Here is a 2,028-nt window from a genome sequence, read left to right on the forward strand (position 1 = left end):
AATCTCTTCAATCCGATATCTGCCTTTTCGCGTTCAAATGATATTTCCTTCAGGATTTTCTGATACCTGAAAAACCGGTCTTGAGACAAAATGCCATCCTCAATTGCCTGCCTGACAGCACATCCAGGCTCATTATTATGAGAGCAGTCAGTAAACCTGCATCGGGAGGCATATTCCACAATATCGTCAAACGTTTCTGCGATACTTTCTCCTGCAGTCCATATCCTGATCTCCCGAAGCCCGGGGGTGTCAATCAATGAACTTCCGTCCGGGAGAGAAAGAAGGTGCCTGACTGTTGTCGTATGCCGGCCTTTTCCATCATCCTCTCTGATATCTCTGGTCTCCTGAAGTGTTTTTCCGGTAAGAGCATTTGTAAGAGTTGATTTTCCAACCCCTGATGAGCCGATGAATAGGGCCGTCTTTCCAGGGCCTAGATATGGATTCAGGGTATCAAGCCCGGTTTTTTCTGCTGCACTCACCGGAACAACAGGGATATCTCTGATTTCAGAGTTGATCATCCTGACAACCTCCGGGATATCAGGGCAGGTATCAGACTTGTTCAGGATAATTACCGGTAGGGCTCCGGAACTTCTGGTTATCATCAGGTACCGCTCAAGCCGTGCAATGCTCAGATCTTTTCCGGGTTCAGTTACGATGAAGACAGTATCAATATTTGCAGCCAGAACCTGCTTTCCAGAACTATCGCCTGCACCTCCACGGGTGAGAACGGTTTTCCTTGGCAGGATAGCAACGATCATACGGGTTGCTGATTCAGGCTGATTGAGAATAACAACAAAATCACCCACTACCGGGTACATTTTTTGTGATTTCAACGCTCCTGATAATGGAACCGATATGATATCACCTGGAATAATCACCTCAAACCGGGTCTTTTGAACAGTACTGATCCTCCCGGGAAGATAAGGCCCCTCATATTTGACAAAGAGATCTTCCCAGTGTTGGTTCCATCCGGATAATGCTAATGACGATATAGTGCAATTGTTGATACTCATTTGAGAAAATAGATCTATCCCAAGGGTATAACAGATTTATCTGTCCTGGAATGGATTATTCTGAACATTATAAAAACCTCAACGGTGCCACGTTGGGGGGTCCAGATCTGACAGATGAAAAAAGAGTTTTTCATGTAAAAGAAGTACTGGTTGATATATTCATTATATTTCACAACCTTCCAAGAACACCAAAGAGAATATAGACTGCGAATAATATCAGGACAATTCCAATAATTCCTCTCAGTGCCCGGCGCTGTTCAATCCTCCATTCATTCACTCGTTCAGGTGGAAGTCCAAACAGAACAAGAACGAGAATGACAAGTAATGGAACGATAAATGCGATGTTGTAAACCAGAAGGTACACAAGAGAGTGAAGAAGGTCAACGTGTAGCGATATCATCGAGATAATTGAAAGATAAATCCCTCCGGTGCATGGGAGTTCAAACATTCCAACCATGATTCCCAGGATAAAGGCAGCAGGAAGGGTTGCTACGTTTATTATTTTACTGATTCTTCCTGCTTGTGATGACGGAATTGCAAGTACTGGATGATCGGTTGGGATCAGAGCATCCTTGATCATCAAAAGTCCTGCAATAAGGGCAATAGATCCCGCAATTATTGAAAATAGTATTGCAGATCCGGTAGTCTGAATAACAGAGAAAATCCCCAGACCAGACAGAAAATAGAACACAAATACTGCACTTGTATAGACCAGACCGTTGACCAGTATAGCCCGCCTGCTCTTTTGTGCCATCATATTTATCAGCATAATTATGAGAACCGCAAAAGCACAGGGATTGATACCGTCAAGAATTCCAGATCCAATGATAAGGGAGAGAGGAATTTCATCATTATCCAAAAGAGAAACAGACGGCAGTATAAACTCAAATCCTCCGGAATGGAATTTTTCCTGCTGTTTAGCGAGAATCTCTTCTAAATGACTTTGAATATCCCTGTTTCCCTCCAGAGTCAGATTACCGATCATAACCGATGGTGTTGAAAGATAATCCAGATG

At 43.3% G+C, this 2,028-nt stretch carries 2 protein-coding genes; both read right to left on the reverse strand.

Features of this window, described 5'->3' with window-relative positions; all coding sequences use genetic code 11:
- A partial coding sequence (rsgA, locus tag VN429_RS03075) for a ribosome small subunit-dependent GTPase A (RefSeq protein WP_325629671.1) occupies nt 1–1,013 on the reverse strand: 1,013 nt, incomplete at its 3' end.
- A 169-nt stretch (nt 1,014–1,182) separates the two neighbouring features.
- On the reverse strand, nt 1,183–2,028 hold an 846-nt coding region (locus VN429_RS03080), incomplete at its 5' end, for a cytochrome c biogenesis CcdA family protein (protein ID WP_325629673.1).

The organism is Methanospirillum sp. (genome assembly GCF_035560735.1).
GTDB lineage: Archaea > Halobacteriota > Methanomicrobia > Methanomicrobiales > Methanospirillaceae > Methanospirillum.